We start from the raw sequence: 24822 nt of genomic DNA on the forward strand, positions 1-24822 counted from the left end.
GACGCGCCGCCACCTTTCCTTCTTGGAGCATGCATGGCCTGGAATACACCCGGCGGCAAGGGCACAGACGGCCCGGACAATAACGGGCGCAATCCCTGGAAGCCGCGTGGCGGCAATGGCGGCGGCAGGTGGGGCGGGATGCCCGGTCCCTTGAAGGATCTGTTCGGCGGCGACGGCGGCAACATCGGCCGTTGGGTGCTGGGCGCGGCGGTGCTGCTGCTGCTGTTCAGCAGCTTCCAGCTGATCGGCGAGCAGCAGCGCGGCGTGGTGCTGCGCTTCGGCCAGTTCTCGCGGATCCTGCAGCCCGGCCCGAACTTCAAGCTGCCGTGGCCGATCGAGTCGGTGCGCAAGGTCAACGCCACCGAGATCAAAACCTTCAGCAACCAGGTGCCGGTGCTGACCCGCGACGAGAACATCGTCAGCGTCTCGCTCAACGTGCAGTACCGCATCGACGACCCGCGCATGTACGTGTTCGGCTCGCGCGACGCCGACCAGGTGCTGGAGCAGGCCGCGCAGAGCGCGGTGCGCGAGCAGGTCGGCCGCGCCGACCTCAACGTGGTGCTGAACAACCGCGGGCCGATGGCCACCGCCGCCCGCGAGCGGCTGCAGGCCGCGCTCAGCGCCTACCGCACCGGCCTGATCGTGACCGGACTGACCCTGCCCGACGCGCGTCCGCCGGAAGAAGTGAAGCCGGCCTTCGACGAGGTCAACGGCGCCCAGCAGGTCAAGGAACGGCTGATCAACGAGGCCCAGGCCTACGCCGCCAAGGTGGTGCCGGAAGCCCGCGGCCAGGCCGCGCGCACCCGCACCGTCGCCGAAGGCTACAAGGACGCGTCGATCGCCCGCGCGCAAGGCGACGCCGAGCGCTTCACCCTGCTGCAGCAGCAGTACCAGAACGCGCCCGACGTCACCCGCAAGCGGCTGTGGCTGGAGACGGTGCAGAAGGTGCTGTCGGAGAACCGCAAGGTCATCGGCGGCGACGGCCGCCAGCTGATCTACGTGCCGATGCCGGCCGATGGCAAGGGCGCCGCCGGCGCCGCGCCGCCGGCGTCCAGCAGTGGCGGCGTGCCGACGCTGCCGCAGGACGTCCTGATGCCGTCGCTGTCCAGCAGCTCGGCCGAGAGTATCCGCAGTCCGGAGCGCACGCCGCGCCCGAACGGCCGTGAGGAGGTGCAGCGATGAGAATTTCCCTGTGGGCGGGCGTAGCCGTGGTGGCGCTGTTCGCGCTGCTCAGCTCGGTGTTCGTGGTGCGCGAGGACCAGACCGCGATGGTGCTCAACCTGGGCCGCGTGGTCCGCGCCGACCTCAAGCCGGGGCTGCACTTCAAGCTGCCGCTGGTGGAGACCGCGCGCGTGTTCGACCGCCGTTTCCAGGTGCTGGACACGCCGCCGGCGCGCTACTTCACCGCCGAGCAGAAGGACGTCAGCGTCGACTTCTTCGCCATCGGCTACATCTCCGACGTGCGCGCGTTCTACCGCGCCACCGGCGGCGACGAGAAGGTGGCCAATGCGCGCCTGGCGCCGATCATCATCGATTCGCTGCGCAACCAGATCAACGCGCGCACGCTGCAGCAGTTGGTCTCCGGCGACCGCAGCGAACTGATCGCGCAGCAGCTCAGCGCGATCAACGCCGCCGGCAAGACCCTGGGCATGCAGATCACTGACCTGCGCATCAAGCAGATCGACCTGCCGACCGACAGCCAGGTGATCACCGACGTGTACGAGCGCATGCGCGCCCAGCGCAAGCAGGAAGCCAGCAAGCTGCGCGCCGAGGGCGAGGAGCAGGCGCTGACCATCCGCGCGCAGGCCGATCGCGAGAGCACGGTGCTGGTCGCCGAGGCCGAGCGCGACGCGCAGAAGCTGCGCGGCGAAGGCGACGCGCAGGCCGCCAGCATCTACGGCAAGGCCGGCTCCGCCGACCCGTCGTTCTATGCGTTCTACCGCAGCCTGGAGGCCTATCGCGGCGCCATGGCCGACGGCAACGCGGTGATCGTGCTCGACAAGAACGATCCGTTCTTGCAGTACCTGAAGAGCGAGCGCTGAGAGGCCGGGACTGGGGACTCGGGACTCGGGACTCGTAAGAGCGGGTCCCTTGGGCTGGTGGTGTGCCGGGTTGCCGCCGTTTCGTTGCTGCGCACGCCGCGTGTCGTACTCTCTGGAGCACTGTCGGTGCAGTTGGTCCCGGCCGACTCGGGCAGTCCCAGCCTGCGGACTGTTGTGGGAGCGACTTCAGTCGCGACGGGCCTTCCCGGTAAAGCCCGTCGCGACTGAAGTCGCTCCCACATGTTTCATGGCGCGCCGGCGCTTATGCGCTCACCCATTCGCCCCTTGACGAGAACCCCATGCACGATCTGATCGCCGCGGTGTGCCTGATCGTCATCTTCGAGGGCCTGATCCTGCTGGTCGCGCCGGACGCGTGGAAGCGGCTGGTGCAGCAGATGCTGGCCATGCCGGCGGCGCAGTTGCGGATCGCCGGCGGCGTCGCCCTGGCGGTGGGGCTGCTCGCCCTGTGGTGGGTCCGCGGCTGAGCGGTGCCGTCCCCGCGTCCGGTGAACGCGGCGCGCGAGGGGGTGGTGACGGTCACCCAAAACCCGGATAATGCACAAAAGCCGGCCGGGCTCGCTCCACAAGAGCGCCTCGACCGGCTTTTTCCGTGTATGGGCCTGCCGCCGCCTGGACGCTCCCCGATGGAGCGGCCGTACCGGCGCCGGCAAGACCCCTGCATGGCCACCACATCCGTGCGGCCCCGACGGTCGCGCAGCAAACCAGGAGTTACCCAGCCATGGGTCAGTCAGTTGTCGTGCTCGGCGCCCAGTGGGGCGATGAAGGCAAAGGCAAGATCGTCGATCTGCTCACCGAGGAAATCGGCGCCGTCGTGCGCTTCCAGGGCGGCCACAACGCCGGCCACACCCTCGTCATCAACGGCAAGAAGACCGTCCTGCACCTGATCCCGTCCGGCATCCTGCGCGAAGACGCGCTGTGCCTGATCGGCAACGGCGTGGTGATCTCCCCGGCCGCGCTGATCAAGGAAATCAGCGAGCTGGAGGAAGCAGGCGTGGAAGTGCGTTCGCGCCTGAAGATCTCCCCGGCCGCGCCGCTGATCATGCCGTACCACATCGCCCTGGACCAGGCCCGCGAGAAGGCCGCCGGCGGCAAGGCCATCGGCACCACCGGCCGCGGCATCGGCCCGGCGTACGAAGACAAGGTGGCGCGCCGCGGCATCCGCATCGCCGACCTGCATTACCCGCCGCAGCTGGAAGAACTGCTGCGCACCGCGCTGGACTACCACAACTTCGTGCTGACCAAGTACCTGGGCGTGGACGCGGTCGATTTCCAGAAGACCTTCGACGAAGCCCTGGCCTTCGGCGAATACGTGCAGCCGATGAAGTACGACGTGGCCGGCATCCTTCACGACCTGCGCAAGCAGGGCAAGCGCGTGCTGTTCGAAGGCGCGCAGGGCGCGCTGCTGGACATCGATCACGGCACCTACCCGTACGTCACCAGCTCCAACACCACGGTGGGCGGCGCGCTGGCCGGCACCGGCGTCGGCGCCGATGCCATCGACTACGTGCTCGGCATCGCCAAGGCCTACGCCACCCGCGTCGGTGGCGGTCCGTTCCCGACCGAACTGGACGACGAAGTGGGCCAGGGCATCCGCGACCGCGGCGCCGAGTACGGCGCCTCCACCGGCCGCCCGCGCCGCTGCGGCTGGATGGACATCGTCGCGCTCAAGCGCGCCGTCGCCATCAACGGCATCTCCGGCCTGTGCATCACCAAGCTCGACGTGCTCGACGGCATGGAGAAGCTGAAGATCTGCATCGCCTACGAATACCGCGGCAAGCGCACCGAGTACGCCCCGCTGGACGCGCAGGGCTGGGAAGAGTGCACCCCCGTGTACCTGGAGTTCCCCGGCTGGACCGAGAACACCCACGGCATCACCGTGTGGGACGAACTGCCGCCCGCCGCCCGCGCCTACCTGCGCGCGCTGGAGGAACTGGCCGGCTGTCCGATCTCCATCGTCTCCACCGGCCCGGACCGCGACCACACGATGGTGCTGCAGGATCCGTTCGCGTGAGTTGAGGCAGTTGCTCGGAATACGAAAAGCCCCGCTCCGGCGGGGCTTTTTCGTTGACGCGCCTGGAGCCTGGTGGCTCGTTGCAAGCAAGCCGAAGATGTTTACCTAGAACAGCTCGCCGACATCGCCGCCATCCGTCAATCTCTGCTTAAAGCCGCTTTCTTTGGTCAGCTGAGCTGCCCCAACCCGGCCGGCTGCCTGCAGCTGTACCACACATGTGCTACATTGCCTCGAGCCCATCGCCGGGAGCCCGCATGAGCACCACCACCATCCGCCTGCCGGACGCGCTCAAGGCCCGCATCGCCAAGGCGGCGGAAGCCGCCGGCACCACGGCGCACAATTTCATCCTGGAAGCCATCGCCGAGAAGGCCGAGCTGGCCGAGCGGCGCGCCGACTTCCACGCCCAGGCCGATCAGCGCTGGGCCGAGTTCCTGGAGACGGGTGAGACCATCCCGTGGGACGAGGCGCGCACCTACTTCCGCGCCCGGGTTGCAGGAAAGCCTACGAAGCGGCCAGTGGCGCGCAAGCTGGAAGGCTGAGGTGACGCGCATCCGCTTCGCTCCCGGCGTGGTCGAGGACCTGGAGCGGATCGCCGCGTATTTGCGCGACCACGAGAGCGAGCAAGCAGAAGAGAGAGCCGAGGAGATCGTCAGCGCGTTCGACGTGCTGGCAGGCAATCCGTTGATCGGCTGCCCGGTCCATGGAGACAGCCGCGAACTGGTGATGAGCCGCGGTTCGCACGGGTACGTGGCGTTGTATCGCTATGTGGATGTGACCGACACGGTGATCGTGATGGCGCTTCGCGCACAGCGGGAGGCGGGCTATGCACGTGATGCATGAAACCAAGGCCGACACTCGCGCCAACCGCATCGGCCCCACGTGCTGCGCGATGCGGGCTGGGGCGTGGCGGAGGGCGCTCAGGTTCATCGCGAACTGATCTGGCCTGGCCGTGTCCTCGGCCGCTATCGTAGGCCAAGGCCACGACCGACTAGATGCCAGTTGGTGCTTCCCGGCGGGACCGTTGCTTAAGATCCTGGCCTGCGGCGCTGGTTGGATACAGTTCTGCTTCTTGATCGGCGGCCACTTCTGGTTGGACGGAAGATCGGGCCAGCGTGGGCCTGTAACTGTACGTTAGCGTTTGTCATCCCATGCACTCCTTGAATTTCCTGATGCTGATGGCCTTCACGCACGTTGGAGATTGATGCTGTGGAATGATCTGGGCATGCATGTTCTTGCGTGTGTGCGCTGCGGCAGGCACCTTCGCTAGGCGCGTGGCGCGCACGGCGTGCCAGCGGCGACCCGCCTGCCGATAGAGACCGCGCGACCGCATCCCACCCGCCCCGCCAGCCGGCGACTCAAGAACCCTGCGTGCGCGCCGATATCGAGCCACGACGCGGTGTGGCTGCCCGATGGGCGGCGGCACGCGCAAGAGGTCGCGCGCCAACGGCGCGATGGCATGGGCGCCGGGGCGTGCGCCGCAGGATCATGGGGAGAACGGCAGTGCGCAGTCGCTTTGGTTGGCAGCCGCTCGGTGCGCTGCTGTGGTGGGTCGTGCTCGGGTTGCCGGCAGCGGCGGTGGCGGCGCCGTGCACACAGGCGTTGAGCGCATGCGTGGCGGAGCTGCGCGAGCAGGATCCGGCCGCGGCGCTGCAACTGGGCGAGCCCGCCTGGGACGCCGGCGGCGACGCGCGCGACCGCACCGCGCTGGGCCTGGAACTGGTCGACGCGGCCTCCGCGGCGAATCGTCCCGAGCGCATCGTCGCCATCGGCTCGGTGCTGCGCCAGCAGACCGACCTGTCGCCGCAGCAGCGGCTGCGCCTGCTCAAGCGGCTCAACGGCGCCATGTGGCAGACGCGCGATGCCGCCCGCATCGCCGAGCTCGAAGCCGAGATGACCCGCTTCGAGCGCCTGCTGCCGGACGAGCCCAGCCTGGCCGAGCTGTGGCGGCAGCTGGCCGCGTCCTACTACAAGATGGGCGCGCAGGACGATGCGCTGCGCGTGGCGCGGCTGGCGCTGTCCAAGGTCCGCAAGCACCCGGACCTGGTCGACTACAACGCCAACCAGATCGTCTTCGTCGTGTCCGCGCAGCAGGGGCGTTTGCCCGATGCCATCGCCGCGCTGCTCGAGGTCGAACGTGTCGGCAAGGCGCTGGGCAAGCCGGCCGATCCGGCGCTGCTGCACAACGCCACAGGCGTGTTCGTGTATGCCCACGAATGGCCCAAGGCGATCGACTACGGCCAGCGCGCGCTGGCCGCCTACGACGCCAACCCGCGCAAAGGGCTGGCGCGCGCGGACGTGCTCAACAACCTGGGTTCGGCCTACGAAGGCGCCGACCAGCTGCAGCGTGCCGAGGCGCTCTACCGGCAGGCCCTGGCCAGCGCGCGCACCGCGGGCGACGCTTCGCTCAGCGGTCCACTGAACAACCTGGCCAACGTGCTGCGCCGCCTGCACCGCCCGCGCGAGGCGCTGCCGCTGCTGCGCGAGGCCGCCGCACTGATCGACGCCGGCAGCAACGGCGAGCACGGCGACTACGGCGAGGCCGCCATCGTCTATTCCAACATCGGCCTGACGCTGGTCGATCTCGGGCAGCGCGAGGCGGCCGCCACCGAGTTCGAACGCTCGCGCGCCCTGTTCGCGCAATCGGACAACGTGCCGCGGCGCCTGGAACTGTATCCGCGCATGATCGACAACCTCGACGCGCTCGGCCGCACCCGCGAGGCGCTGGCGCTGATGCGCGAGTACAAGACGGTCAACGACGAGGCGGTGAACGTCGAATCCAAGACCCGCATCGCCGAACTCGAATCGGCGGTGGACCTGGCGCGCAAGAACACCGAGCTGGCCGCGGTCGGCCGCGCGCGCGCCGCCGAACAGGCCGCCTATGCGCAACTGCAGGCGCGCGAGCAGCGCCAGCGGGCGATGGTCTACGGCCTGCTCGCCGCTGTATTGGCGCTGGTCGCGTTCGTCGCCTGGAAGGTGCGCGAGGCGCGTGCGCGCCGGCGCATCAACGCCGAACTGGCGCGCAAGAACGACGAGATCCAGGCCCAGCACCGCGAACTGGAGCAGCTCACCGCAGTGATCCGCCGCCAGAGCGAAGAGGACGCACTGACCGGCCTGCGCAACCGCCGCTACGTCACCGGCTGGCTGCAGGCGCGCGACACCCCGGCGCCGGCGCAGGAGCGCGAGCCGCTGCTGGTCGCAGTGCTGGACATCGACCACTTCAAGCGCGTCAACGACCTGCACGGCCACGAAGGTGGCGACCATGCGCTGATGCACCTGAGCGACATCCTGCGCGAGTGCGCGCGCGGCTCCGACGTCATCGCCCGCTGGGGCGGCGAGGAGTTCCTGTGGATCTGCCCGGGCGGCACCCTGGCCGATGCGCCGGTGCTGTTCCGGCGCCTGCGCGAACGCCTGCATGCCGAGCCGCTGGTACGGCCCACCGGCACCGTCGCGCTCACCGTGTCGATGGGCGTGAGCCTGTTCCCCGCGCAGCCCGGTGGCGACTGGTCGCTGAGCCTGCGCATCGCCGATGCCGCCCTGTACCGCGCCAAGCACGGCGGCCGAGACCGTTGGGTGGCGCTCACCCTGAGCGATGCGGCCCCGGCGTTGGCCGAGGCCGGCCCGGACCTGCCGCTCGAGATGCTGCAGGCGCAGGGCCTGCTGCTGCAGAGCGGCGGGGCGGTGGAGCAGCCGGCCGCGGCCACCGAGCGCACCGACGACTAGCATCGCCGCGCGCGACGCCGCGGCCGAGCGCGCCGTGCCGGCATGTATCGGTCCATGCGCCAGGGCGCCATAGGGGCGGCCGGCTGGCCTATCGCGCACGCGACCCTTGGTCCTGGGCGATGACGCCTCGCGTACCCGCGACGCAGGCCGCCAGCGCGACGTGACCCAAGCCCCGCCTCGGGCCACCTCCAAAGCTGTGATAGCGTTCCGCGCGGCGTCCGCATGACGCCCCTCGACAAGGAAGACCGCTGATGTTCGCAGCACTGTTCGACAAGCTGTTCAATCGCAAGCCGAGTCCGGATGCGTTCGCCAAGCTGTTCGGGGATGCGCTGCGCGCGCAGGGCTATCCAGACGAACTGACCTACAGGCCGGACGAGTTCCGCCTTGCCGACCAGCGCGGGCGCATCATCAACCTGCACAACGCCTATCACGCGTATACCAAGGCCGATCGCCAAGGCCGGGTGGAAGTGCTGCGCAGCTATGTCGCGGCGTTCGTGGAAGGGCACAACGAGGAAAACGAAACCAAGACCTTCGAGCAGGTGCGGCCGACGCTGATGCCGGTGATTCGCCACCGCGGCATGTTCGAGGAAATGCGCCTGGACCATGTCCGCCAGCACGGCTGGGAGGCGCCCTTCACGGTCGTCTGCCGCGAGGTGGCGGAGGACTGCGTCGAACTGCTGGCGATCGACCGCCCCGAATCGACCTCGACCCTGACCCAGGGGCCGGAAGACGCGTGGGGGATCACCTTCGAGGAAGGCCTGGCCATCGCCCGCGACAACCTGCGCGACGCCACGCCGGACCGCTTCGTGGAGGTCGCCGCAGGCGTCTTCCGCGGCGCCTGGCAGGACGCCTACGACACCAGCCGCGCCTTGCTGCCCGACGTGCTGCAACGCGTCCCGGTGAAGGGGCGGCCGGTGTTCATGCTGCCCACGCGCGATTGCCTGTTGGTGGTGGGCGACCGCGACGAAACGGCGATGGCCGGCATGCTGGAACTGAGCCTGGAAGCGGCCGCGAACGGCCGCTGCATCTCCTCGCTGGCATTCGCCTACGACGACGACCGCCGCATCGTCCCCTTCGCATTGCCGCAGCCCGAGCACCGGCGCCGCCAGGGCGACCTGCGGCGGTTGATGGATGCCTCCACCTATTCCATGCAGAAGGAATTCCTGGAAAAGATCCACGAAGCGAACCAGGAGGACGTCTTCGTCGCCTCCTACCGCGTGTTCGAAGAGAACGACGGCAGCGGGCATCAATTCTCGCTGGCCACGTGGACCCAGGGCGTGGACACCTCGCTGCCCCAGGCCGAGCGCATCGCCTTCGTTTCGCCGAAGGAAGGCGAGGACGCGGACATGGTGTTCGTGGACTGGGACAAGGCCGTGGCCGTGGTTGGCGACCTGATGGAGCCGGAACCTGGCTTCTACCCGCCGCGCTTTCGTGTGCGCAGCTTTCCAAGCGAGGCGCAGCTGCGGCAGTTGACGCCGGCCTAGGCGTCGCAGCCGCATCGCAAGCGGTCCGCCAAGCCCACAGACGGAAGGCGCACGAGAAGGAAAGCCCGGCACGCATAAGCCCCTCTCCCCCCGGGAGAGGGGTTGGGTGGTGAGGGTCCGTCACCAAGCGCCATTCCGCACTACGCGCGATCAGGGCTGCTTGAAAGACCCGCGACCTGATCGCCACCAGCCTTGCAGTACCTAAATTGGGCAGCAACGTGCCCATTGTGGGTATGCGGCGGGCTGGGAGGTGCGTGCGGGTGGGGGGCTGTAAGTGCAAAATAGAGCGGTCGGCGGCTGGTGGTAGATTGGATCGCAGTCGGTGCCGGATCTCGAGCACTAGGATCGAACGACCGATTTTTTACTTGAAATGGAGGGGCGGTGTGAAGAGTTTCAAAATTCGCACGACGCTGGCATGGATGCTGTCTCTGGCTACGCTCGGGTGCATGCAGCAGCGCGCTCAGGGACAGGTCGAGCCTCGCGCCACGCCGCCCAGTGCTACAGCGGCAAGCGATGCGGACCACACCGCCGGTTTTCCGAAGGTGCAATCGGCCGCGCCGCGTCCCTGGGTCCCCTTCAAGGTGGAGCGAGAACTGGGAGCGGTGTGCGTGGATCGCGACCAATCGCATGGCGCTTCGCCCGCGCAGATCCTGCAAGATGCCTATTGTCGCGGCCCCGCACCCGAGCATATGGCACGCGCGTTGTTGGCCATTCCTCACGATGCGCTTGCCGAAAGTCCTGACACGCGCCTGGCGGACTTGCGCAGTGCGATCTACCTGGCTGCACCGGGGCTGGGCCATCGTCCAGATTTCACACTGGTTGCCGGAGTCGTAACCGTCCGCTCCTTCGAAAGCCCCGATCCGCAAAAGACGGTGTACCTGGTTTGGCCAGTGAAATGCGACGCGAGCGGGGCAAGCATGGACTGCCGCGCGGGCAAGGGGCGCAAGGCCTATCGTCTCGGTGCCGACGGCATGGCGCACGATGTCAGTGTGGAAGTGCTGCCGCGCGATCCGCAGTTAAGCGCCGAAGATCGCGCACGTCAGCAGAGCCATGGCGGCAGCGAATTGTTCCTGTTCGACGACAAATTGCCTTATGCAGCGACGATGCGCTGGCTGATGGAGTTCGATCCCGACCAACCACTGGCAGCGGACGATCCCCGCAGGGCGGGGGGCTATGCCCACTTCGGCTTCGTGCGATGGACTGGCGAGCGCTTCGAACGTGTCGATCGCGTCACCAGATCGCAGTGGCCATGCCGCCAGGTACTTTCGGGCGAACCAGAGTGCTCGGATTATCCGGATGACGCTGAGGATCGCTTCGTCGCCAAGTAACCAACACGCACCATTCCGCAAGGAGCATCGCAATGGCCAGATCCAACGACCTCGATATCCGGCCCAGCGCAGATCGGATCACCACATTGTTCAATGCCAACCGTTCGGCAGAAGCCTTGGCACTGTTGGAAGAGCGACGGCAAAACCAGCCCGAGGCCGTGCAGGACGCGCTGGACCGCTACGTGGGCGTGGGCGCGAGCGCCAGCATTGCGACCCACTTGCACGGGGCCGCCGATCCTGCCGCCACGGCGGCGCTGCAGCGCCTGCAGACTGCGGCAACCGCGCAGCCACGCTTTCCTGCGCAAACCCAGATAGCCACGTTGAGCGATGCGCAAACCTACGATGTCTACGCCAGCATCGTGCAGGTGAGGGGCAACGATGCCGCGCACGATGCATTGTCACGTGCCAACGAACGGGTCGTGCTGGGCCTGCGTCAGGAAAATTCGACGCTTGCCGCAATGGAAGATCGGCAGCATTCCGCAACGATCCGCGACGATGACCCCGCCACACCCAATGTCAACGAGGCGCAGGCCGGCACCGGGGTCTACAACGATCGTCTAGTCGTATTGTGGAAGGACGCCGATGGCACGCGCCATGTGCAGGGCGCCGAGAAGGCAAATACGGAGCCGACGGCGCAGTACGACCACCATGCCGGCAATACCGGGCATCGGCCCCGTGCCGAAGGTGGCGTGGAGAATCGAACGTTCGCTCCTTCCCCTGGCTACGAAAGCATCGCAAGACCAAGGAAGATCGAAGGCGACGACGTCAACGCGGACGGCATCCGGGATCTGGGGCGGTTGAGCGATGGCACCATCGAGATGCAGATGGGACAGCATCCGAATCCGACTCGACCAGGCACCATGGATAACGCCCTGCGGCCCAGCCAGGCGGCGGTTGCCGCCGGCCACGGTGCAGTCCAGCGCGATACCAACGCGGATGGCTGGTTCAACCAGACCGACGTCAACGGAGTGCAGGACCTCAACGACACCTTCAAGATCCACCGGGGCTCCAGTGGCAGTACCGATTCCGCAGGCTGCCAAACGATTCATCCTACGGAATACCAAGGCTTCATCAACGCGGTGCAGGGCAATCCAGCGCAGACCCGTTGGCAATACGTCCTGACCAGCACCACGCCCGGGCCGGTGCGAGAGCAGCAGCGGGACCAAGGACAGCAGCAGGAAGACGCCAGGCCAGGACCAGCCCGGCAGGACGGGCGAGCGCCGCAGGAACATCATCGCCCCGAAGGCCGGCCGGCAGAGCCACCGCACGGCGGGCAGCGCCGGGCAGAAATCGAGCCCGCGCAGCAGGCAGAGCCGCACCCTCTGTACGCCCAGGCGAACACCCGGGTGGGGCAGTTGGACGCCAGCATAGGCAGGAGCAGCGACGAACACAGCGCGAGCATGAGTGCCAGCCTCGCGCTGTTGGCGAAGGAACATGGACTGGAGCGCATCGATCATGTGCTGCTGAGCAACCAAACGCCGCGTGCTGCGGCGGCGCCACCGTGTTCGTCGTGCAGGGCGAGCCGAGCAACCCGGCGCACCTGCGTGCCGGCATGCCTACGGACGTTGCGGTCAATACACCTGTGGAGCAATCGCTGGCACGGTTACAAGTGCTAGAAACACAGTCGATGGCGCAGGTCCAGAGCCAGGCGCAGGAACAAGCGCTGGCGCAGCAGGAGGGGACCAGGCAGCGAGGGATGGGCTGATGTGCCGCAGGGTTGGCTTCGGTGAGCCCGAGGCGCACTGCTCTGTCTGCCGATGCAGGCGAGCGCCATGATGTCTATTTCCCCTCCCCGGCGCATGCCTGGTCCCGCGGTGTGCGAAGTGCCCGAGGCCGTGTCGCAGGAAGACAACGCTGCCACCAGCTTCGCGGTGCAGTCCGTGCTTGGCGAGATGTTGCCGCGTGAGCAGCAGGAGGCGTTCGTCGCCCGCGCGTTGGCGTCCCGCGACAAGGCCCGCTGGATCGGGCGGCTATGTCGAGGCAACAGTCACTTTTGCATTGCGGCTCTAGATCCCAGGTCGCTGATATAGACATAACAGCCCCTCATGCCTCGGCTCATCAAGGTCTTGTACGTATTCCGGATGATCCGATCCACACGGTCTTGAACCTCTGGATTGTATTTGGACTGCGATTTGTATCCTCGGATAGAGCGATCCTGCTTTGAACGTTGGCTTGGATCAGTGAGCAACTGGCCCTCACGCCAGGCCAAGTCCGGCCCGATGATCACCCCTACATAGTCCAGTTCCAGCCCCTGGCAGGTGTGGATGCATCCGACCTGCTCGACGGAGTTCTCGGCGACGGCCCACAAGCTGCCGTCGCTTCCCAGGTTCCACTGCGCGCGATAGTCGTGTTCCGGAATCTCGATGTCCCAGGCATCCGGATTGTTCTTGCTCTTCCAGTCCCAGCAATAGCCAGCCACCACACGGGACTTGTTGTTGAGCTTGTTCTTCTCGCGGATCAGGTCGTGCAGTTCCACCGGCGAGTCGATGATGCGGAAGTCGAAGGCGTCGCGGTCGAAATCGGTGTTGGCGGTCTCGCGGATGCCGAGGAAATTGTCCAGCCAGGCCATATAGCCATCCGAACCGGCGCAGCGGAACTGCGAGGCCAGTTCCAGCTCGGTCACTTCGGCACCGAGCTGTGCGACCCAGTGACGTAGCTCTCCGGTGTGGCCGATGTCGGAGAGGGTGACGATCTGGTCGTCGTCGACGAAGAAGACGGTGCAGTGGGCGCTGCGGATCAGCTCCATCACCTGATTCTGGCCGAGGTTGCTGTACAGGCCGCTTTTCTCGTTGAGGCGGTGGGCCTCGTCCACCACCAGGGTGCCGAACACGTTCGGCTCGGTCTGGTGGAAGTTGCCCGAGCCGGAGAACAGGTTGCCGATCTCGACCTTGCGGATGTGCCCGGCCAGCTTCTGCGCGTATACGGCACGCGGCGCCGCGTTCTTGGAGACGTACTTGGTGGTGGTGCCGCGCTTGGTCAGCTCGACCAGCAGGTTCACCGCCACCACTGATTTGCCAGTGCCCGGGCCGCCTTTGACGATCACCACTTGCTTGCGTTCGGCGCTGGCCTGCGCGGCGCGCGCCAGACAGGTTTCGTAGACCAGCTTCTGTTAGTCGATCAGCACGAATTCCTGGTTGCCCTTGAGCATGCCGACCACGCTGTCGGCGAGCATCTTGGAAGGGCGGATACGGCCGTTCTCGATCTTGTAGAGCAATTCGCCGTTGTCGCCTTTGCGCACGTGCTGGCGGATGAAATCGCGCAGCTTTCGCTTTTCCTCTATCCCGCGCAGGAACAGCGGCGCCTTGTCGGTGTAGGCGGTGTAGCGCGGATCGTCGATGGTACCGTCGCGGAAGTGGTTGTGCAGGTAGGCGCAAGGCTGTAGCTGGACGCCGCCTTCGTGCACCGCCTCGTTGAAGCCCTGCAGCAGGGCCGCATACGACCAGGCTTGGTAGGACGGGTGCGGGCCTTCGGTCTCGGTCGGTCCGCCGCGTTGCGCCCTGACGATGCCGTCCTTGTCGGTGACGGCGGACGTGGACCATTGTTTGAGTTCGACGATGATCGCCCGTGGTTCTTCGGCCTCGCCAAGCCCGCTCAGGATGAAGTCGATGCGCTTGGCGGTCTGCGGGATGCCGAACTCGATGCCGACGCCCATGTCCGCAGGCAGGCTGTCGTCGCTGAGGACGTCGGCCATCTGGGTAAGCGAATGCCGCCAGGCGCGGAACTCGCTCTCCGGTGCGTATCGGCCTGTCTTCTTGAGGAAGGCGGTGGAGATGATTTCCTCGATTGCCTGCTGTTCCGAGTCTTGCAGGAACGCGGTACGGGTCGACTGATAAACGATCACGCTCGGCGTTCCCCCTGAATGCCTTCCGTTGCTCGCTCGAACTTTGAACCGATGCGCAGTGGCTGACAAGTCTTTACATTGGCGCGTGCCATCGGTTCGCAATACTGAGGGTGCTTTGGAGTAATTCGTATACAAAACTGACGCATGCTAATCATCGCTTGCAGCATGCAAGACCCAATTGATGATCCGACTTGACGCGTCGCGCCAGCGATAGCAGGACTACTACACGGAGCCTAGGAACTCCTCGTACAGCGGGCTACCACCTCCGAGAACGGGTGGATCTTCATGCCGTTTGGCGAGAGATGCTATGACCGAGGCCGCCCGTCATCCTGATTTGGATCCTGGCTATTACCTGCCAGAAGAAGCGCAGTACCGCCTGCAGCAGTTGCGCGATCACATGCGGTTCCTAGCGCGACTGGCGCAGCCACGCACTGTGGACGAAGGGCGCGAAGCAGCACCGAAGGTGCGTGCGGGCGAGCTGGCGATATGCATGGAACTGCTCGCGGAACAGGTGGACTTGGTGCTGCGGGAGGTGTCGTGGCCGGCGCGACGCCAGTATTGGAGTCGAGCGCAGAGGGATGGCAACGGTATGGAGGCGTCGTGACTTCGCCGGCAACGTGATCGCGGGTGCAGCGGCGCCATTATGCTCGCCGGCCAGGGAGCGAGGCGTCAGACGCTAAGGAGCCATGATGCAGCAGAGTAAGGGGGACGTAGTAAGCGGCGGCGAGGTCGGCGAGCGGCCGGAGAAGCGCAACGCGCCGGCCGTGCCGCTGTGGCGCATGTTGCGGCAGACGTTCGGGGTGGACCTGAAATGGCTGGTGCCGTGTTGGGGCGGCGGCATGGTGCTGGCGCACTTCCTGCGCATCGGCTACGTGCCGTCGCTGTCGCTGGGCGATCTTGGCGTGGTGCTGAGCGCGGTGGCGCTGTTCGGTGGAATCGCCTTGATTGCCTTCCTGGCGGTGCTTGCATTGCCGGCGTGGGTGATGGGGCTACTGGTCGATCAGCATCTACTGGTTGTCCCGTTGCGGCCGAGACAGGACGATGCCCCGCGTAGAGGGTTGAAGTCTTACTACCGCCGCACGCAGCTTGCATTGGGTCGGCGGAGGGAACGCGTGTTCGGTAGCCTATGGCTGTTCGCGGGAGCGGCTCTGCTTAGCGCTATGTACTATGCATTTTTGCTGCTTTGCGAGCACTGGGGATTCGTTCGGTTCGCGGCCTATGGAGTTATTGCCGGGTTTGGCCTTGGTGCGCTCGCTCTGGCGCTACTGACTGTAGTCTGGGACGTGGATCGAGTGCGGCGGTACTGGCCCGTACTACGTAGGCCTCGCGGCACTCTCTCGTTGATGCTGCTGGTGTACTTGGCATTCTGGCCGCTCGCTGCATTTGCCGTGGGCTATGTGGCACCTCCGACTAAAGGGTCAGACTGGTTTTATCTTGCAGTTGTAGTCTTCATCGTCGTGTTCTTTCATTGGCTTGTGTATGCGACGCATCGAGTGCCATTTTCCAAACGCTTCCGCGTTCTAGGTGCCGCGGTGCTGATGGTTTTGGCATACAGCGGCGCGCTGCTGGGTACAGTGGACGTCACCGTGCGCAAGCTCGGCATCGGCATGCTGCCCGGCGTGCAGCTGCAGGTGACGGAGCAGGGCTGCCAGATCGTCAAGGCGGCGTGGCCGGCGGCGCAGTGCGACCGGGCGCAGCCGGCGTCGAACGTGTATGTGTTGCGGTCGGTGGACGTGTTGACGCGGTTGGGTTCGGACTTCTATGTGGCCCCGCCCGGTGGACTCGGCGATGAACACAAGCCGCGCTTCCTGATTCCGGCGAGCCAGGTGCTGAGCTGGAGCAGGGTGGAAGCCCCGAAGAAGAGGGATGCCGCTGCGGCGGCGCAACCTGGCAAATGAAGCGCATGGCCGCTGCGCTGCGTAGGTGCTCGTAGGAAAGCGGCGGTGTGCGCGACTAAGCGGGGCGCTGGCCATCGCGCTTGCGTGCCGCATTGCACGCCCTCTTCGCTATGACGCCACGCAGCAGTCCCCTTCACGGCCCGGGTCGTAGGCTCGGGCCATCCATGAGGAGGGTTCGGCATGAGCAAGCACGACGAGAATGCGCCGCATGGCACGCCCGGTGGCAAGGGCTCCGATACCGCGCCGGCCGATCCGCGGCAGGCGCCGCCGCGGCCGGATCCGCAGGCGGGCATCGACCGCGAGGTGGGCGACCTGGAAAACCCCGATGCGGTGGACGACGAGGGTGCGCTGCCGGGCCGTGCGGGTGGTGGCTTGGCGGGCGGCTGATGCGCGGCCAGCAGCGAACGCCGATGGTCGGCAGGCCACGCTGAAGCGATCGCTCGCAGGGAACGCCACGCGCGCTCCCGGCGAGCGACGTGCCGCGCTAGCGCACGTCCAGTTCCCAGCACAGCAGCGGCCCGTCTTCCGGGTCCACGCGCTCGCCGCTGCGGCGGAAGCCGTTGCGCTCCAGTACGCGCTGCGAGGCGTGGTTATCCACGGCGGTGTCGGCGGTGAGCCGGTGCACGCGCGGGTCGTGGCGTGCCCACTGCGCGACGGCGGCGACCGCGCGCGTGGCGGCGCCCTTGCCCCGGCGGGCGGCGACGATGCCGTAGCCGATGTCCACGCTGCCCTGCGCGGGTACGCGGGTAACGGAGCACAGGCCGATCACTTCGTCGTGTTCGACGATGAGCCAGGCCGCTGGGGCGAAGCGTTGGCCGATGGCGTGGGCGAGGTCGCTCAGCATGCGCAGGACTTCGGGTTCGGCGATGGGGCTGTCGGGGACGAGGTGGTAGTGGCGTGGCGCGCACGCGCGCAGCAGCGCGGCGAAGTCGCTTGGGGTTGCTTCGATGATCATGGTGTTTCTCGACGTTGCGTCGGTGCCCTGGCGGGCAGGCGGGTCGAGACGCGGGGATGCGGACGAAGCCGCGGAGGGCCGCTAGCGGCGCCGTGTCCCCACCGTCGCGACCGGTGTGGTCCGAGCTGCGATGACGGTGGACAAAGGCCTTCTCCTGATGGACGCGCCAACGGTATCACGGGCCGTTGGCGCGGGGCGATCAGGCCGGCGGCCAAGCCGGCGCCGCAGTGGCGCCGGCCATGCGCGGATGCTGGCGGCATTCCGCATTACCGCACTTCGCGCCTCGCGCGCGCAGGGCGGCGCAAGCGCGGTCGCCAGCGCGAGGCTACAGCGCCTGCACCATCGGCCGCTGCTGTGCTTCCTGTGCCTGCACCTGGTTCTGTGCCTGCTGGTGTTCGCGCTCGTGCACTGGCGGGTCGGGCTGCTGCGCTTGCGCCTTGTCGAACGATTGCTCGACCGGGGTCTGCGCCGCTTCGGCGGTGGGCATGTGCGCGCGCAGCTTGGCCGGGTCGCCGGCGGCGCCTTGCACGATGAAGATGTTCTCGCCGGCCGCGGCAGTCTTGGTCTGCTGGCTGAGGGCGATTTGGTCGACGCTGCCGAAATTGTGCTGCTTGGCCAGCGCGTACAGGCTGGCGCTGACGCGGTCGTTGTCGGCCGGGTCCAGCTGGCCGGGGCCGTTCAGGCCTTCGACCTTGCCGCGGATCTGCTGCAGCATGGCCTGGTCCTGGGGCTCCGGGCGCGTCGGGTCGGCGGGTGCGGGCGCACGTTGCCGGTCCTGGTCCGGTTGCTCGCGATAGCGCAGTTCCTCGGTGCGTTCCTGCGACAGCATGCGGTTACCGATGCCCGGTTCGATGCGGCCGGGGAAGTCGTTGACCGGTACGTCCATCAGTTCGCCGAAGGTGCGGTAGGCGGAGTTGCTGTTGACGGTCTCGCCGAACACCTTGAAGCCGTAGTTGGGGTAGTTCAGGTCCTGCGCATTGAGTTCGGGCACGGCGCTGACCGCGGTGTTCCAGCGCGCCAGGATCTGCTCCTTGTCGCCGGTGGCGACGGTGCGTGCCGGCTGGCCTTCCTGGATGTAGCTGGTGCTGTCGGGCTTTGCGCCGATGGCGTTGGCATAGCCGGCGTCGTGCGGGTAGTGCCAGGCGCGCAGCGAGTGCTTGCTCTCGTCGGTGCCGATGGGGATGGCTTCGCCGGTCTGGCGGTCGGTGGCCAGGCCGTGCAGTTCGGCCAGGGCGGTGCCGTGCTCGTCGCGCAGCACCCAGTAGTCGTGACCGGCGACGCCGGCAACGCCGAGCGATCTTGCTTCAATCGAATAATCGGGCATGCGGTTCTCCTTCCTTGGTGATCGGGGCTAGTGTGGTTGCGCGGCCACGCAGCTGTCCAGCGAGGCCTTGAGGTCCTTCATCGCCTGCTCCACGCCCAGGTCGACGAAGTAGGCGCCGGCGCCCTTGAGGGCGATCCTGGCCTGGCTGGCGCCTTGCGGGCGCTCGATGCGCATGCGGAAGCCGCTGCGGTTGGCTTCTTCGAAGTTGCCCGATTCCAGCACGCCCTTGGCGTCGTCCTTGCGCGTGACCTTGGGCCAGGAGCTGCTGGTCTCGGACAGCTTGGCAATGCTGGTCTCGGCGCAGTCGAACAGGCGCTGGGTCGGCAGGTCGGCGGGCACGACCAGGACGTCGGAGGCCATCGGGGTCTTCTTCGCGGCGGCGGACATGCTGCATGCGCCTGCGGCGAACAACAGGCCTGCGATCTGGGCGGCGACGAGCCACGGCTTCATGTGCTTCTCCTGGTATGCGGCCTGGCAGGTCGCACTGCGGCTGCGGCGAGGCGAGAGGCCCACTGTAATTGCGCCGGCTGCGCCTGTCGATTCGGTGCCTGGGCCGCAAGCGGGCCGGTGCCGGGCGCCGCGTTAGAGCCTGGCGCGGAACATGGATGCGATCTGCGCGGGCTGCCGCCGCGCCCGCCTATTCGCCGCCGCCGTTGGTCACCAGGCGCAGGAACACCTCGTGCTGATAGCGGCTCATGCGCAGTTGCTGGCCGTTGTCCATGGTCACCACGTGGTGGCCGTTGAACCAGGGGTGGATGGCCTTGACCCGGCGCACGTTGATGATCGCCGAGCGGTGCACGCGGGCGAAATGGCGCGGGTCCAGGCGCGCGGCGAGGGCGGCCATGGTCTCGCGCAGTTCGTGTACGGCGCCGGCCACATGCAGTTGCACGGTGTTGCGGTTGGCCTTGATCCAGACGATGTCGTCGACGGCGACGAACACCACGTGTTCGTCCACGCGCACGGCGATGCGTTGCAGGTAGGCATCGCGCTGGCGCAGGGCATCCAGCGCCTGCAGGAGCTGCGCGGGATTGCTGCCGGTGCCGCCCAGCCGCGCCTTGGCGCGCTGCAGGGTGGCGGCGAAGCGCTCGCGGCTGAACGGCTTGACCAGGTAGTCCAGCGCGTTGGCTTCGAAGGCGCGCACCGCGTATTGCTCGTAGGCGGTGACGAACACGGTGGCGGGCATGCGCTCGGCGCCGATCTGCGTGACCACGTCCATGCCGGTCATTTCCGGCATCTGGATGTCGAGGAACACCAGGTCCGGCGAGTGTTCGCGGATCGCCGCCACCGCCGCGGCGCCGTCGCCGCATTCGCCGAGCAGGGCGATGTCGGCGTGTTCGCGCAACAGGCGCACGACGGCGTGGCGGGCGATGGGTTCGTCGTCGATGACCAGCGCGGTGATGGTCATGCGGGCACGTGCTCCGGCGCGTCTGCGGCGTCCTCCAGTTCGCGGAACGGCATGCGGATGCGGCACACCACGCCTTGCGGCCAGATCATGTCCAGGCGGATCTCGGCGGCGTCGCCGTACAGTTCCTTCAGCCGCAGCCGGGTGTTCGACAGGCCGATGCCGTGGCCGGCGGCGTCGCTGCTGTCGCCGAGCGTGCTGTTGCGGTTGCGCACCTCGATGCGCAGCTGGCCGTCCTCGTGCCGGCTCTCGATCTCCACCTGGTCGGCGCCGGCGTGGCGGCCGATGCCGTGCTGGATCGCGTTCTCCACGATCGGCTGCAGCAGCAGGCTCGGCACCGCGCAGTCCAGGGTGGCCGGGTCGATGTACAGGCGCGTGGTCAGGCGGTCGCCGAAGCGCTTGCGCTGAATGCCCAGGTACAGGTCGAGCAGGGTGAGTTCGTGGCGCAGGGTGATTTCCTGGCCGTCGAATTCCTCCAGCAGCGCGCGCAGCAGTTCGCTCAGGCGCAGCAGCATGTCCTCGGCCGAGGCGGCGTCCTCTTCGAGCAGGGTCACGATGGCGTGCAGCGTGTTGAACAGGAAGTGCGGCTGCAGCTGGGTCTTCAGCGCCTGCAGCCGCGACTGCGCCAGTTGCGTGGCCAGGCGTCCGGCTTCCAGTTCGCGGCGGTCGCTCTCGCTGCGGTAGTGCAGCGCCTGCTGGATCGCCAGCAGGCCCCAGTAGGTCAGCAGGCCGATGGCGAAGTGCTTGCTGATGAACTGCCCGAGCTGCTCGGAGAACGGCCCTTGCGAGAAGAAGGCGCCGATGATCATCGCCAGCGCGGTGACGCCGACGCTGGCGGCGCATTGCGGGCCCAGCGCGCGCAGCTGCAACGGGGTGGGGATCGGGAAGCGCTGCCCCAGCCGGAACACCAGCGGCGCCAGCGCCGCCCAGGTGTACCACTGGGTCATCGACCAGCGCAGGTAGTCGCCGATCGCCCAGCGATGGTCGCCGCTGTTGAACACGTCGTACAGATAGCCTTGCACGGCGAAGGCCACGACCACGGCCGTCCACAAGCTCAGGTATCGGATCAGGCCGATTTCCGTGGAACCCAGGCGGATGTTCATCGGGCGACGCTCGGACGGGATGCGCCGATCCTAAGCGCGCCCGCGTGCGCTGAGAAGCGCGGCGGCCAATGGCGACGATTGGTCACGCCGGCACGACGATTCGTCCCGGATCGCTGGGCGGCGGCCATGGCAGGCGCGCCAGATAGGCGCACCGCTCCCGCTGCGCCAGGCGCACGAGGCGGCATCCCTTCCTGCCGGAGACGTCGCCATGCATCCCTTCCGTACCACCTGCCTCGCCAGTGTGCTGCTCGCCGCCGCGGCCACCGCCCATGCGCAGGGCGAAAGCCGCCAGCATTACCTGACCCTGGTCAACCGCGCGCACGACAGCGTGACCGCGGTGGCGGTCGCCGATGCCGGCAGCGCGACGTTCCGCGCCATCGACGCCGACCCGCTGCGCGGCGGCGGCGACTCGGCCACCATCGGCATCGCCGGCGCGGGCTGCCGCTACGACGTGCGCTTCGGGTTCAGCGACGGGCGCACGCTGGTGTATCGCGACCTGGACGTGTGCCGCAACGTGCTGGTGCGGATCCGGGCGTTGCCGCGCAGGGAGGTGGATGCTTCGATGCGGTTTGCGGTGTCGATGGGGAAGTAGTTCTTTTCGGGGTTGTGCGGCGTTGCGGGAGCTGCGTTGGTGAGTTACGGGCTGGCGGGTGCGGCACGTGTTGTTGTGAGTGTCTGTCGCGACTGAAGTCGCTCCTACAGGGGCGGTGCGCTAGGCGCCGAAGCGATGTCGCTGCTATTCGCCGCCCACCGCGAGGGCGGCGTGGATCAGCGCCAGGTGGCTCAGGCCCTGCGGCATGTTGCCGAGCGCGGCGCCGCTGTGCGGGTCGACCAGTTCCGGCAGCAGGCCGACGTCGTTGCCGACGGTGTCGAGCAGATGCTCGAACAGGCGTCTGGCTTCGTCGCGTTCGTCGAGCAGGCCGTAGGCTTCCACCATCCAGAAGCTGCAGGCGATGAACGCGCCTTCGCGCTCCTGCATGCCGCTGTAGCGGTGCAGCAGGGTGCGCGCTTCGCCGCCGCCGCCGAGTTCGCGTCGGATCGCCTCGCGGGTGGCGAGCATGCGCTCGCGGCGCACCTCGCCCAGGCCAAAGCGCGAGGCCAGCATCAGCCCGGCGTCGAGCGCGTCGCTGCCGGCGTACAGGGTGTAGGCCTGCTTGTCCTCGGACCAGCAGTGCGCGTCGATCCAGTCGAGGATGCGCGCCTGTTCGCGCTGCCAGCGCGGCAGCATGGCCTTGGACAGGTGGCCGGCTTCGGCCAGTTCGCTGGCGCGGCGCAGCGCCATCCAGCACTCGACCTTGGACATGGTGTAGTGCTGCGCGTCCTCCAGTTCCCAGAATCCGGCGTCCTTGCGCATCCACGCCTCGGCGCATTCGTTGCCGAGTTCGAACAGCTGTTGCGCGGTGTGCGGGTCGAGGATGTGGCCGTGGTCGACGAAGCGCGCGGTCATCTCGAACACGTCGCCGTACAGGCATAGCTGCAGCTGGTCGGTGGCGGTGTTGCCCACGCGCACCGGGCGCGTGTGGCGGTAGCCGGCGATGTCGATCTCCCGCTCGTCCGGGACCAGGTCGCCATGCAGGGTGTAGCAGGGACGGATCCAGGGCCGGTGCTTGGCGATGGTGCCGAGCAGCCAGGCGAACGCGGCCTTGGCGTCGGGCAGGGCGCCCACGCGCAGGAACGCCTTGGTGGTGTAGGCGGCATCGCGTACCCAGGCGTAGCGGTAGTCCCAGTTGCCGTTGCCGCCGATGCCCTCGGGCAGCGAGGTGGTGGCCGCGGCGGCGATGGCGCCGGTGGGCGAATACCACAGGAACTTCAACGCCAGCGCCGAGCGCAGCACCGCCTGCGGGTAGTTGCCGTCGTAGTGCAGGTTGCCGGTCCACTCGCGCCATTCCCGGTCGCTGCGCTCGATGCGTTCATCGATGTCCTCCAATGGCGGCACCGGCAGCGCTTCGTCCTGCGTGGCGAGCACCGCGAGCAGCTCGCGCTGCCCGGCGTGCAGGCGCAGCCGGGCGTGTACGCCGCGGTCGTCGTAGTCGAAAACGGTGAGCGCCTGCGAATGGCGCAGCAGCGCCATCACCGGGCCGATGTGGAACACGCGGCCGTTGGGCGTGTCGCTCATCCACGGTGTGGACGTGCCGGCGCGGGTGCCGGGCCGGAAGCAGATCTCGAACTCCACTTCGCCGTCCAGGCCTTCCAGCCGCCGTGCCAGCTCCGACCACGGCAGGCGGCCGGCCTCGCCGCTGTTGAGCGACTCGGTCAGGCGCGCGCTGCCGCTGGCGGTGCGGACGGTGGTTTCCAGCACGTTGCTGTCGTCGCGGTAGCGGCGCTGCACGTCGGTGGCGCCGACCGGGGTGATGGCGAAGCGGCCGCCGTCGCGCGCGTCGAGCAGGCGGTCGAACAGCGGTGGCGCGTCCATCGTCGGCACGCACCACCAGTCGATGCTGCCGTCGGCGGCGACCAGCGCCACCGAGCGGCCGTCGCCGAGTGCGGCATAGCTCTCGATCGGCGCGGTGCCGTCGGCATCGCGCTGCAGGGATGGCGCGCGGGCAGGCACGGCCGGCGCGCTCAAGACAGCAGCAGGCCGCCGGTGGCGCCGATGATCTCGCCGGTGATATAGCTCGATTCCTGCGAGGCCAGCAGCACGTACAGCGGCGCCATCTCCACCGGCTGGCCGGCGCGCTTGAGCGGGGTTTCCGAGCCGAACGCGGGGATCTTCTCCGGCGGCTGCCCGCCGCTGGGCTGCAGCGGCGTCCACACCGGCCCCGGCGCCACCGCGTTGACGCGGATGCCCTTGTCGGCCAGCTGCTGCGCCAGCGCCTGGGTGAAATTGGCGATGGCCGCCTTGGTCGGCGCGTAGTCGATCAGCATCGGCGAAGGCTGGTAGGCCTGGATCGAGGTGGTGTTGATGATGGTCGCGCCCGGCGGCAGGTGCGGCACTGCGGCCTTGCACAGCCAGAACATCGCGAACACGTTGGTGCGGAAGGTGGCCTCGAACTGCTCGGTGCTCAGCTCGGCGATGTCCTTCACCGCGGTCTGCTTGCCGGCCACGTTGACCAGGATGTCCAGTCCGCCCAGCGCTTCCACGCTCTTGGCCACGAGCTGCCGGCAGAACGCCTCGTCCTGCAGGTCGCCGGGCAGGCACACCGCCTTGCGGCCTTCGGCCTCGATCAGCGCGACTACCTCGGCGGCGTCCTCCGCTTCCTCGGGCAGGTAGTTGAGGACGATGTCGGCGCCTTCGCGCGCATAGGCGATGGCGGTGGCGCGGCCGATGCCGGAATCGGCGCCGGTGATCAGCGCCTTGCGCCCGGCCAGGCGGCCGAAGCCGCGATAGGTGTGCTCGCCATGGTCGGCGGCCGGTTGCAGCGCATGCACGGTACCCGGCGGGGTCTGGGTCTGCTCGGGGAACTCGGGTTGCGGGAACTGCGTCAGTGGGTTCTGCATCGTGAACTGGTTCTTGCTGCCAGACATGCACGATCTCCTTGCGATGGGGGGAGGGTGTGGCGCGACGCCGAGGTGGACGCTCGGCAGGCCAACGAATCGCCAGTATGGAAATCGCGCGGATGCGGTGGGGTGAACGAAATGGACAGGGCACGTGAAAGTGCGATACCCGCACGGCACGGCTTGCCTGCAGACATGCAGACGCAACCGCACGCGTCGCATCACGGATGCGGCGTGCGGTACGACCGAGCGATATGC

General features: G+C 67.6%; 24 protein-coding genes. 15 read left to right on the forward strand and 9 right to left on the reverse strand.

Annotated elements, in window-relative coordinates:
* Positions 1-33: 33 nt before the first annotated feature.
* The 11 genes from hflK to NUG20_RS21840 all read left to right on the forward strand — a co-directional run bounded on the left by hflK (position 34) and on the right by NUG20_RS21840 (position 12311).
* Positions 34-1182 (forward strand): FtsH protease activity modulator HflK, encoded by a 1149-nt coding sequence (hflK, locus tag NUG20_RS06335; RefSeq protein WP_263397538.1) that lies wholly within the window; start codon positions 34-36, stop codon positions 1180-1182.
* A complete protein-coding gene (locus tag NUG20_RS06340) occupies positions 1179-2042 on the forward strand; it encodes a protease modulator HflC (RefSeq protein ID WP_263397539.1) in 864 nt (287 codons plus the stop codon). The genes hflK and NUG20_RS06340 overlap by 4 nt, the downstream gene beginning before the upstream one ends.
* A gap of 299 nt (positions 2043-2341) precedes the next feature.
* Entirely contained in the window at positions 2342-2527 is a 186-nt protein-coding gene (locus NUG20_RS06345) for a DUF2065 domain-containing protein (RefSeq protein ID WP_263397540.1), read from the forward strand.
* Between the two features lie 254 nt (positions 2528-2781).
* A complete protein-coding gene (locus NUG20_RS06350; RefSeq protein WP_263397541.1) occupies positions 2782-4074 on the forward strand; it encodes an adenylosuccinate synthase in 1293 nt (430 codons plus the stop codon).
* Positions 4075-4328: 254 nt separating this feature from the next.
* Positions 4329-4613: a type II toxin -antitoxin system TacA 1-like antitoxin gene (locus tag NUG20_RS06355; RefSeq protein ID WP_263397542.1), complete on the forward strand. Its 285-nt coding sequence runs from the start codon at positions 4329-4331 to the stop codon at positions 4611-4613.
* Position 4614: 1 nt separating this feature from the next.
* Positions 4615-4914 carry a type II toxin-antitoxin system RelE/ParE family toxin gene (locus NUG20_RS06360; RefSeq protein WP_263397543.1) on the forward strand — a complete coding sequence of 100 codons (300 nt, stop codon included), beginning with the start codon at positions 4615-4617 and terminating at the stop codon, positions 4912-4914.
* 660 nt (positions 4915-5574) lie between these two features.
* Positions 5575-7794 (forward strand): tetratricopeptide repeat-containing diguanylate cyclase, encoded by a 2220-nt coding sequence (locus NUG20_RS06365; RefSeq protein ID WP_263397544.1) that lies wholly within the window; start codon positions 5575-5577, stop codon positions 7792-7794.
* 251 nt (positions 7795-8045) lie between these two features.
* Positions 8046-9278 carry a DUF1444 domain-containing protein gene (locus tag NUG20_RS06370; protein ID WP_263397545.1) on the forward strand — a complete coding sequence of 411 codons (1233 nt, stop codon included), beginning with the start codon at positions 8046-8048 and terminating at the stop codon, positions 9276-9278.
* Positions 9279-9724: 446 nt separating this feature from the next.
* A complete protein-coding gene (locus NUG20_RS06375; RefSeq protein WP_263398402.1) occupies positions 9725-10606 on the forward strand; it encodes a hypothetical protein in 882 nt (293 codons plus the stop codon).
* A gap of 32 nt (positions 10607-10638) precedes the next feature.
* Positions 10639-12222 (forward strand): XVIPCD domain-containing protein, encoded by a 1584-nt coding sequence (locus NUG20_RS06380; RefSeq protein WP_317852734.1) that lies wholly within the window; start codon positions 10639-10641, stop codon positions 12220-12222.
* On the forward strand, positions 12147-12311 hold the full coding sequence (locus NUG20_RS21840; RefSeq protein ID WP_317852745.1) for a hypothetical protein: 165 nt from the start codon (positions 12147-12149) through the stop codon (positions 12309-12311). Before NUG20_RS06380 ends, NUG20_RS21840 begins: the two co-directional genes overlap by 76 nt.
* Before the next feature lie 282 nt (positions 12312-12593).
* Here the strand turns inward: NUG20_RS21840 and NUG20_RS06385 are convergent, their stop codons facing one another.
* The gene (locus NUG20_RS06385) at positions 12594-13652 is read right to left on the reverse strand and encodes a DUF2075 domain-containing protein (RefSeq protein WP_263397546.1); all 1059 of its coding nucleotides are present in this window, start codon (positions 13650-13652) and stop codon (positions 12594-12596) included.
* Between the two features lie 63 nt (positions 13653-13715).
* On the reverse strand, positions 13716-14447 hold the full coding sequence (locus NUG20_RS06390; RefSeq protein WP_263397547.1) for a hypothetical protein: 732 nt from the start codon (positions 14445-14447) through the stop codon (positions 13716-13718).
* A 307-nt stretch (positions 14448-14754) separates the two neighbouring features.
* Here NUG20_RS06390 and NUG20_RS06395 point away from each other — a divergent pair, with 307 nt between their 5' ends.
* From NUG20_RS06395 to NUG20_RS06405, 3 genes are all read left to right on the forward strand, one after another.
* Positions 14755-15051 carry an XAC0095 family protein gene (locus NUG20_RS06395; RefSeq protein WP_263397548.1) on the forward strand — a complete coding sequence of 99 codons (297 nt, stop codon included), beginning with the start codon at positions 14755-14757 and terminating at the stop codon, positions 15049-15051.
* Between the two features lie 85 nt (positions 15052-15136).
* The gene (locus tag NUG20_RS06400) at positions 15137-16345 is read left to right on the forward strand and encodes a hypothetical protein (protein ID WP_263397549.1); all 1209 of its coding nucleotides are present in this window, start codon (positions 15137-15139) and stop codon (positions 16343-16345) included.
* 180 nt (positions 16346-16525) lie between these two features.
* Positions 16526-16732, forward strand: coding sequence for a hypothetical protein (locus NUG20_RS06405; protein ID WP_263397550.1), 207 nt, complete (start codon positions 16526-16528; stop codon positions 16730-16732).
* Positions 16733-16829: 97 nt separating this feature from the next.
* Here NUG20_RS06405 and NUG20_RS06410 read toward each other — a convergent pair whose 3' ends face one another.
* The 5 genes from NUG20_RS06410 to NUG20_RS06430 all read right to left on the reverse strand — a co-directional run bounded on the left by NUG20_RS06410 (position 16830) and on the right by NUG20_RS06430 (position 21129).
* Positions 16830-17300: a GNAT family N-acetyltransferase gene (locus NUG20_RS06410; RefSeq protein ID WP_263397551.1), complete on the reverse strand. Its 471-nt coding sequence runs from the start codon at positions 17298-17300 to the stop codon at positions 16830-16832.
* Between the two features lie 325 nt (positions 17301-17625).
* The gene (locus NUG20_RS06415) at positions 17626-18624 is read right to left on the reverse strand and encodes an XVIPCD domain-containing protein (RefSeq protein ID WP_263397552.1); all 999 of its coding nucleotides are present in this window, start codon (positions 18622-18624) and stop codon (positions 17626-17628) included.
* A gap of 27 nt (positions 18625-18651) precedes the next feature.
* Entirely contained in the window at positions 18652-19074 is a 423-nt protein-coding gene (locus NUG20_RS06420) for a hypothetical protein (protein WP_263397553.1), read from the reverse strand.
* A 187-nt stretch (positions 19075-19261) separates the two neighbouring features.
* A complete protein-coding gene (locus NUG20_RS06425) occupies positions 19262-20029 on the reverse strand; it encodes a LytR/AlgR family response regulator transcription factor (RefSeq protein ID WP_263397554.1) in 768 nt (255 codons plus the stop codon).
* Positions 20026-21129: a sensor histidine kinase gene (locus NUG20_RS06430; protein ID WP_263397555.1), complete on the reverse strand. Its 1104-nt coding sequence runs from the start codon at positions 21127-21129 to the stop codon at positions 20026-20028. The genes NUG20_RS06425 and NUG20_RS06430 overlap by 4 nt, the downstream gene beginning before the upstream one ends.
* 208 nt (positions 21130-21337) lie before the next feature.
* Here NUG20_RS06430 and NUG20_RS06435 point away from each other — a divergent pair, with 208 nt between their 5' ends.
* The gene (locus NUG20_RS06435; protein ID WP_263397556.1) at positions 21338-21721 is read left to right on the forward strand and encodes a hypothetical protein; all 384 of its coding nucleotides are present in this window, start codon (positions 21338-21340) and stop codon (positions 21719-21721) included.
* A gap of 144 nt (positions 21722-21865) precedes the next feature.
* On the opposite strand, the gene NUG20_RS06440 is transcribed toward NUG20_RS06435, so the two are convergent.
* Positions 21866-23680, reverse strand: coding sequence for a glycoside hydrolase family 15 protein (locus NUG20_RS06440; RefSeq protein ID WP_263398403.1), 1815 nt, complete (start codon positions 23678-23680; stop codon positions 21866-21868).
* An 11-nt stretch (positions 23681-23691) separates the two neighbouring features.
* Complete coding sequence (locus NUG20_RS06445) at positions 23692-24594, reverse strand: SDR family oxidoreductase (protein WP_263397557.1); 903 nt, start codon at positions 24592-24594, stop codon at positions 23692-23694.
* Positions 24595-24822: the final 228 nt, after the last annotated feature.

The organism is Xanthomonas sp. CFBP 8443 (assembly GCF_025666195.1).
GTDB lineage: Bacteria > Pseudomonadota > Gammaproteobacteria > Xanthomonadales > Xanthomonadaceae > Xanthomonas_A.

What these genes read in the sequence shown, in the direction of transcription:
- NUG20_RS06445 (WP_263397557.1), bottom strand. Translation starts at nt 24,594, where the DNA reads ATGTCTGGCAGCAAGAACCAGTTCACGATGCAGAACCCACTGACGCAG.
- NUG20_RS06380 (WP_317852734.1), top strand. Translation starts at nt 10,639, where the DNA reads ATGGCCAGATCCAACGACCTCGATATCCGGCCCAGCGCAGATCGGATC.
- NUG20_RS06400 (WP_263397549.1), top strand. Translation starts at nt 15,137, where the DNA reads ATGCAGCAGAGTAAGGGGGACGTAGTAAGCGGCGGCGAGGTCGGCGAG.
- hflK (WP_263397538.1), top strand. Translation starts at nt 34, where the DNA reads ATGGCCTGGAATACACCCGGCGGCAAGGGCACAGACGGCCCGGACAAT.
- NUG20_RS06340 (WP_263397539.1), top strand. Translation starts at nt 1,179, where the DNA reads ATGAGAATTTCCCTGTGGGCGGGCGTAGCCGTGGTGGCGCTGTTCGCG.
- NUG20_RS06435 (WP_263397556.1), top strand. Translation starts at nt 21,338, where the DNA reads ATGCATCCCTTCCGTACCACCTGCCTCGCCAGTGTGCTGCTCGCCGCC.
- NUG20_RS06430 (WP_263397555.1), bottom strand. Translation starts at nt 21,129, where the DNA reads ATGAACATCCGCCTGGGTTCCACGGAAATCGGCCTGATCCGATACCTG.
- NUG20_RS06415 (WP_263397552.1), bottom strand. Translation starts at nt 18,624, where the DNA reads ATGCCCGATTATTCGATTGAAGCAAGATCGCTCGGCGTTGCCGGCGTC.
- NUG20_RS06405 (WP_263397550.1), top strand. Translation starts at nt 16,526, where the DNA reads ATGAGCAAGCACGACGAGAATGCGCCGCATGGCACGCCCGGTGGCAAG.
- NUG20_RS06375 (WP_263398402.1), top strand. Translation starts at nt 9,725, where the DNA reads ATGCAGCAGCGCGCTCAGGGACAGGTCGAGCCTCGCGCCACGCCGCCC.
- NUG20_RS06425 (WP_263397554.1), bottom strand. Translation starts at nt 20,029, where the DNA reads ATGACCATCACCGCGCTGGTCATCGACGACGAACCCATCGCCCGCCAC.
- NUG20_RS06345 (WP_263397540.1), top strand. Translation starts at nt 2,342, where the DNA reads ATGCACGATCTGATCGCCGCGGTGTGCCTGATCGTCATCTTCGAGGGC.
- NUG20_RS06410 (WP_263397551.1), bottom strand. Translation starts at nt 17,300, where the DNA reads ATGATCATCGAAGCAACCCCAAGCGACTTCGCCGCGCTGCTGCGCGCG.
- NUG20_RS06355 (WP_263397542.1), top strand. Translation starts at nt 4,329, where the DNA reads ATGAGCACCACCACCATCCGCCTGCCGGACGCGCTCAAGGCCCGCATC.
- NUG20_RS06420 (WP_263397553.1), bottom strand. Translation starts at nt 19,074, where the DNA reads ATGAAGCCGTGGCTCGTCGCCGCCCAGATCGCAGGCCTGTTGTTCGCC.
- NUG20_RS06350 (WP_263397541.1), top strand. Translation starts at nt 2,782, where the DNA reads ATGGGTCAGTCAGTTGTCGTGCTCGGCGCCCAGTGGGGCGATGAAGGC.
- NUG20_RS06395 (WP_263397548.1), top strand. Translation starts at nt 14,755, where the DNA reads ATGACCGAGGCCGCCCGTCATCCTGATTTGGATCCTGGCTATTACCTG.
- NUG20_RS06370 (WP_263397545.1), top strand. Translation starts at nt 8,046, where the DNA reads ATGTTCGCAGCACTGTTCGACAAGCTGTTCAATCGCAAGCCGAGTCCG.